Raw genomic sequence first — 5,162 nt, 5'->3', positions numbered from 1 at the left:
GGGCTGGCGGCGGCGGCGGTGCCGTCGGCGCGGCCTCGGCGGCTGGCGGATCCGCTAGCACGACCGGCAACGGCTCGGCGGCTGGCTCGGGCACCGGCAGTGCTTCCGGCAGCGTTGGCGGCGGCGGATCGGGCTCCGGCGGCGGCGGCGGCGGCGGCATGTAAGCCTCCATTCGGTGAAGACGGCCCGCCAAGTCTTCGGCTCGGCGGGCCTTTCAATTGGCCCGTCGGAGTTTCGCTCAGGCGGGCCCTTTCAATGGAGGCTTGGACATGAAACTTCTTGTCATCTTGGCCGCGCTGGTCCTTCCGGCGGCGGCTTACGCGGGAACCGCGACGGCGACCGGCCCTGCGGGGGGGTGTCAGCGTCGACCGGGCCGGGCGGCGCTTCAGCGTCGGGCGGCGGCGGCACGGCGAGCACCAGCGCCGCTCCGGGCCACGCATCCGCCTCTGGTACTGGAGGCGCGGCCGCGGCGGCGACCGGAGTGGGCCCGGGCCCGGCGAACGCCGGCGCTATGGGCACCTCCTTCGGCGGACATGCGTCCACCGGTTCGACGGCCGCTGTGTCCTCGACGCACGGTTATGGCGCCCACGCGGCAGCTGCCTTCGGCGCCGGTCCCAACGGCACGGCGACAGCTTGGTGAGCGCAGGTGTTGCGTTCATGATCGCAGTCACGCCAATCGTGCGGGGACGCTGACGGACGCCATCGCGGCATCCGTCAGCGTTCGTCGAATCGCGCCGCTTCGCCGTCAGCGTACTCGCGATGGGCCGGGCCGCCGGGCTCGCGATGGGGCGGCCGGCCACCGCGACGGCCGGCTTCTGGACGCGCGGGCGAAGCCCCGGATTCCTCGCTCCGCGGCCTCAAGGGCTGCGGTGAGGCAGTTTCCTTGGCGAGGCAGAAGCCTACCGCATTTCCCGTCCGCGCTTTTCCCCACGATATCCTTCGTGCTAAGCCGCGTGCACGACTCTGCGCCGAAAGCCCGGAAGGCCCCCCATGAACGTCACCGCCAACGCGCCGATCCGCTCGAACTCGTTCTTCTCCGCTCCGCTCGCCGCGGCTGACCCGGAGATCGCCAACGCGGTCGCGCTCGAACTCGGTCGCCAGCGCGACGAGATCGAACTGATCGCCTCGGAGAATATCGTCTCCCGCGCCGTTCTCGAGGCGCAGGGCTCGGTGATGACCAACAAATACGCGGAGGGCTATCCGGGCAAGCGCTATTACGGCGGCTGCCAGTTCGTCGACATCGCCGAAAAGCTCGCCATCGAGCGCGCCTGTATGTTGTTCGACTGCCGCTACGCCAACGTGCAGCCGAACTCCGGCAGCCAAGCGAATCAGGGCGTGTTCCTCGCCCTGATGAAGCCGGGCGACACGTTCATGGGCCTCGATCTCGCCGCCGGCGGACACCTCACCCATGGCTCGCCGGTCAACCTGTCCGGCCGCTGGTTCCATTGCGTGTCCTACGGAGTCGATCGCGAGACCCATCGCGTCGACATGGATCAGGTCGAGCGGCTCGCCCGCGAGGCGAAGCCGAAGCTCATCATCGCCGGCGGTTCGGCCTACGCCCGGCTCTGGGACTTCGAGCGCTTCCGCGCCATCTGCGACGAGGTCGGCGCCACTTTCATGGTCGACATCGCCCATTTCGCCGGGCTGGTGGCGGGCGGGACGCATCCGTCGCCGTTCCCGCACGCCCATGTCGTCACCACCACGACACACAAGACGCTGCGCGGCCCGCGCGGCGGCATGATCCTGACCAACGACGACGAGCTCGCCAAGAAGATCAACTCGGCGATCTTCCCGGGCCTGCAGGGCGGACCGCTGATGCATGTCATCGCCGCCAAGGCGGTCGCGTTCCATGAGGCGCTGACGCCGGAGTTCCGCAACTACGCCCGCGCCGTCGTCGACAACGCCCAGGCGCTCGCCCACGAGATTCTCGCCGGCGGCTACAAGCTGGTGACCGGCGGCACCGACAACCACCTGATGCTGGTCGACCTGACGCCGAAGGGCCTTACCGGCAAGGCGGCGGAGGCGGCGCTTGGGCGCGCCCACATCACCTGCAACAAGAACGGCATCCCCTTCGACCCGCAGAAGCCGATGGTGACCTCGGGCGTCCGCCTCGGCACGCCCGCCGCGACCTCACGCGGTTTTGGCGTCCCCGAATTCGCCAAGGTCGGCCAGCTGATCGTCGAGACGCTCGACGGGCTCGCGGCGCACGGCGAGACGGACAACGCCGCGATCGAAGCGAAAGTGCGCGGCGACGTCGCCGAGCTGACCCGCCGGTTCCCGATCTACTGACGGCCGGCCTCGGCGAAACCAGGGGCGGCTCGCCATGCGGTGCCCGTATTGCGGCGGTCTCGACACGCAGGTGAAGGACTCCCGCCCGACCGAGGACTCGTCCTCCATTCGCCGCCGCCGGGTCTGCCCGGACTGCGGCGGCCGGTTCACGACGTTCGAGCGCGTTCAGCTGCGCGAACTCATGGTGGTCAAGAAGAGCGGCCGGCGCGTGCCGTTCGACCGCGACAAGCTCATGCGTTCCGTCCAGGTCGCGCTGCGCAAGCGCTCCGTCGAGCCCGAGCGGGTCGAGCGGATGGTCAACGGCGTCGTGCGCCAGCTCGAGAGCCAGACCGATGGCGACATCCCCACGGAACGGATCGGGGAACTGGTGATGGAAGGCCTGAAGGCGCTCGACGACGTCGCCTACGTGCGCTTCGCCTCCGTCTATCGTAACTTCCGGGAAGCGCGCGATTTCAATGCGATCGTCGGTGAACTTCAGGCTGAGCCTGAAGCAGCGCCCGAACCCGCGCCCGTGCGCAAGCGGAAGGAGCCCTCGGCGACATGAGCGCGCTGGCCGCTCCGCATGCGGACGACGACGAACGCTGGATGCAGGCCGCGCTGAACCTGGGCGAACGCTCGCTCAGCCTCGCCGCGCCGAACCCCTCGGTCGGCGCCATTCTCGTCAAGGACGGCGCGGTTGTCGGCCGGGGCGTGACCGCGCCGGGCGGGCGTCCCCACGCCGAGCCCATCGCGTTGGCTGACGCCCGCGAGGCGGCGCGCGGCGCGACCCTCTATGTCACCCTCGAGCCCTGTTCCCACACCGGCGTCTCGTCGCCCTGCGCCGACGCCGTGATCGAGGCCGGCGTCGCCCGGGTCGTCGCGGCGATCGAGGACCCCAATCCCGAGGTGGCGGGGCAGGGAATCGCGCGGCTTCGCGCAGCCGGGATCGCGGTGACGGTCGGGCCGGGGGCGGATCAGGCGCGGCGCGACCATCTCGGCCACATCCGCCGGGTCACCGAGGGCCGGCCTTGCGTGACGCTGAAGCTCGCCGAGACGGCGGACGGCTTTGCTTCCGGCGGGCCGCACGACCAGCGCCTGAAAATCACCGGCCCGATCGCCAACGCTCGCGTGCAGATGATGCGCGCGACCCACGAGGCGATCATGGTCGGCGTCGAGACGGCGCTCGCCGACGATCCGGCGCTGACCGTGCGCGTGCCCGGCCTCGACCGCAAGCCGTGGCCGGTCGTGCTCGACACGAACCTGCGTCTGCCGCTCCGCTCGCGGCTGGCGACGGGAGCGCGCAACGTGCCGACGCTGGTCGTTGTGGGGGAGGGGGCGTCGAGAGACGCCGAGGCTCGGCTCGCCCTATGCGGCGTCGCCGTCGAGCGCGTCGCCCTCGACGCCGCCGGCCGCGTCGATCTCGGCGCGGCATTAAGGGCGCTGTCGGCGCGCGGCGTCACCCGCGTGTTCAGCGAAGGCGGCCCGCGCGTGGCGGCGCGGCTCATCGACCTGGGGCTCGCCGACGAGGTGGTGATCTTCACGGCCGAAAGGCCGCTCGGTCGCCCGGGCCTGCCGGCGCTGAGCCAAGCCGCGCGCGCGTCCCTCGCCGATTCCTCGCGCTACCGGCTCGTCGAGACGGCGACTTACGGGCCGGACACGATGCGGGTTTGGGAGCGGCGGGGGTAGCGGTTCGAACGCCGCTTGGCCCTCTTGGCTCCGTCAACGCTGAACAGATGACGCGCAGCGTGGCGAGCCGAGAGAAACCCCGGTCATTCGTCACCAGGGCGTATGCGTCGATCATTCGGGCGCTCGCCGCCTGAACTGCGTCAGGCAGCTTGAACCCATACTCTACGCGCAAAAATGCGGCTTCCTCGGCGATCTCAGCGTCTAGCGGGATCACGCGCCATGATTCCAGGAGGTGTCGGTATTCCCGGACAAGCGCCCGATCTTCACGCGTCATCGGGCCGGTCAGCGCCTGGGCGATCGTCACCGTTGTAACAGCGAACGGAAGCGTTCCCGCTTGGTGGGCTTTGAAAACCGGCTCGAACCTCGGAGCAAACTGGGGATTTTCTTCGAGGACGTAGATGATCGGCGCCGTATCCACAACGAGCAGCGCGCGTCTCCTGGCCCGGGCGTCGACGGTCGCCGCGATGATCAGCGCGTTGACGAAACGCAGACTCCTGACGTAGCCTGACCTTACCAAGGGGATGGGGTTCCCCTTCAACTGCCCGACCGCCTTAGAGCCAGGCGGCTGATGACCCCTACCGAGCGCAACAGCTGCGGTGGGCGTTCTTCATTTGCCGAGCGATCCCCGCGCCAGAACAGGGGTTCGGTCATGGCAAGCGTCTGGCTTCATTCGGCTCTATGGATCGGCCTGGCGCTGCTCGCGTCGCTGATCTCCATTCGCGTCACGATCTCGGTCGCGCTGATCGAAATCGTCGTCGGCGCCTTCGCCGGCAACCTCGTCGGCCTTCAGATCACCGAATGGGTGAACTTCCTCGCCGGCTTCGGTGCGATCCTGCTGACGTTCCTCGCCGGGACGGAAATCGATCCGCGGATTGTCAGAAAGCACTTCTGGTCAAGCATGTCGATCGGCGCCGTCGGCTTCCTCGCGCCCTATCTCGGCGTGCTGGCCTACGCGCATTTGTCATCGGCTGGCCGTGGCCACAGTCGCAAATCGCCGGTATATCCCTGTCGACGACGTCGGTCGCCGTCGTCTACGCCGTGATGATCGAAACCGGCTTCAACAAAAGCGAGATCGGCAAGATCATTCTCGCCGCCTGCTTCATCAACGACCTCGGCACCGTGCTGGCGCTCGGGATCGTGTTCGCCCACTTCGATGCCTGGATGCTTCTGTTCGGCGTCGCGACGGCGATCGTGCTCGTCCTTCTCGT

At 68.9% G+C, this 5,162-nt stretch carries 6 protein-coding genes, 1 pseudogene and 1 riboswitch; of the genes and pseudogenes, 5 read left to right on the top strand and 2 right to left on the bottom strand.

The features are described 5' to 3' along the window. The coding region (locus ACLP25_RS23205) for a hypothetical protein (protein ID WP_442471493.1) at window positions 1-193 on the bottom strand (193 nt) is incomplete at its 3' end. Between the two features lie 797 nt (window positions 194-990). Here ACLP25_RS23205 and glyA point away from each other — a divergent pair. The 3 genes from glyA to ribD are packed head-to-tail and all read left to right on the top strand — an operon-like array spanning window position 991 to window position 3,954. Further along, window positions 991-2,289 carry a serine hydroxymethyltransferase gene (glyA, locus tag ACLP25_RS23200; protein WP_442471492.1) on the top strand — a complete coding sequence of 433 codons (1,299 nt, stop codon included), beginning with the start codon at window positions 991-993 and terminating at the stop codon, window positions 2,287-2,289. A gap of 34 nt (window positions 2,290-2,323) precedes the next feature. Then, window positions 2,324-2,833: a transcriptional regulator NrdR gene (nrdR, locus tag ACLP25_RS23195; RefSeq protein WP_442471491.1), complete on the top strand. Its 510-nt coding sequence runs from the start codon at window positions 2,324-2,326 to the stop codon at window positions 2,831-2,833. Next, window positions 2,830-3,954: a bifunctional diaminohydroxyphosphoribosylaminopyrimidine deaminase/5-amino-6-(5-phosphoribosylamino)uracil reductase RibD gene (gene ribD / locus ACLP25_RS23190; RefSeq protein ID WP_442471490.1), complete on the top strand. Its 1,125-nt coding sequence runs from the start codon at window positions 2,830-2,832 to the stop codon at window positions 3,952-3,954. Before nrdR ends, ribD begins: the two co-directional genes overlap by 4 nt. Window positions 3,955-4,027: 73 nt before the next feature. Here ribD and ACLP25_RS23185 read toward each other — a convergent pair. After that, window positions 4,028-4,372: pseudogene (locus ACLP25_RS23185) on the bottom strand (type II toxin-antitoxin system VapC family toxin); the annotation flags it as partial. A gap of 90 nt (window positions 4,373-4,462) precedes the next feature. After that, window positions 4,463-4,539, top strand: a riboswitch (Fluoride riboswitch). Window positions 4,540-4,603: 64 nt separating this feature from the next. Here ACLP25_RS23185 and ACLP25_RS23180 point away from each other — a divergent pair. Together ACLP25_RS23180 and ACLP25_RS23175 are read left to right on the top strand one after the other, a co-directional pair. After that, window positions 4,604-4,996: a cation:proton antiporter domain-containing protein gene (locus tag ACLP25_RS23180; RefSeq protein ID WP_442471489.1), complete on the top strand. Its 393-nt coding sequence runs from the start codon at window positions 4,604-4,606 to the stop codon at window positions 4,994-4,996. Further along, window positions 4,918-5,162, top strand: a 245-nt coding sequence (locus ACLP25_RS23175; protein ID WP_442471494.1) for a cation:proton antiporter domain-containing protein, incomplete at its 3' end; no start/stop codon positions are given. The genes ACLP25_RS23180 and ACLP25_RS23175, both read left to right, overlap by 79 nt.

This window comes from Roseiarcus sp. (assembly GCF_052145395.1).
In the GTDB taxonomy this organism is placed as follows: Bacteria; Pseudomonadota; Alphaproteobacteria; order Rhizobiales; family Beijerinckiaceae; genus Roseiarcus.
Note: the sequence above shows the minus strand (reverse complement) of the source record. Positions and strands in the feature narration are given on the sequence as shown.

Excerpts from the sequence above, each read along its gene's own strand:
- glyA (WP_442471492.1), top strand. The coding sequence starts at position 991 with ATGAACGTCACCGCCAACGCGCCGATCCGCTCGAACTCGTTCTTCTCC.
- ribD (WP_442471490.1), top strand. The coding sequence starts at position 2,830 with ATGAGCGCGCTGGCCGCTCCGCATGCGGACGACGACGAACGCTGGATG.
- ACLP25_RS23180 (WP_442471489.1), top strand. The coding sequence starts at position 4,604 with ATGGCAAGCGTCTGGCTTCATTCGGCTCTATGGATCGGCCTGGCGCTG.
- nrdR (WP_442471491.1), top strand. The coding sequence starts at position 2,324 with ATGCGGTGCCCGTATTGCGGCGGTCTCGACACGCAGGTGAAGGACTCC.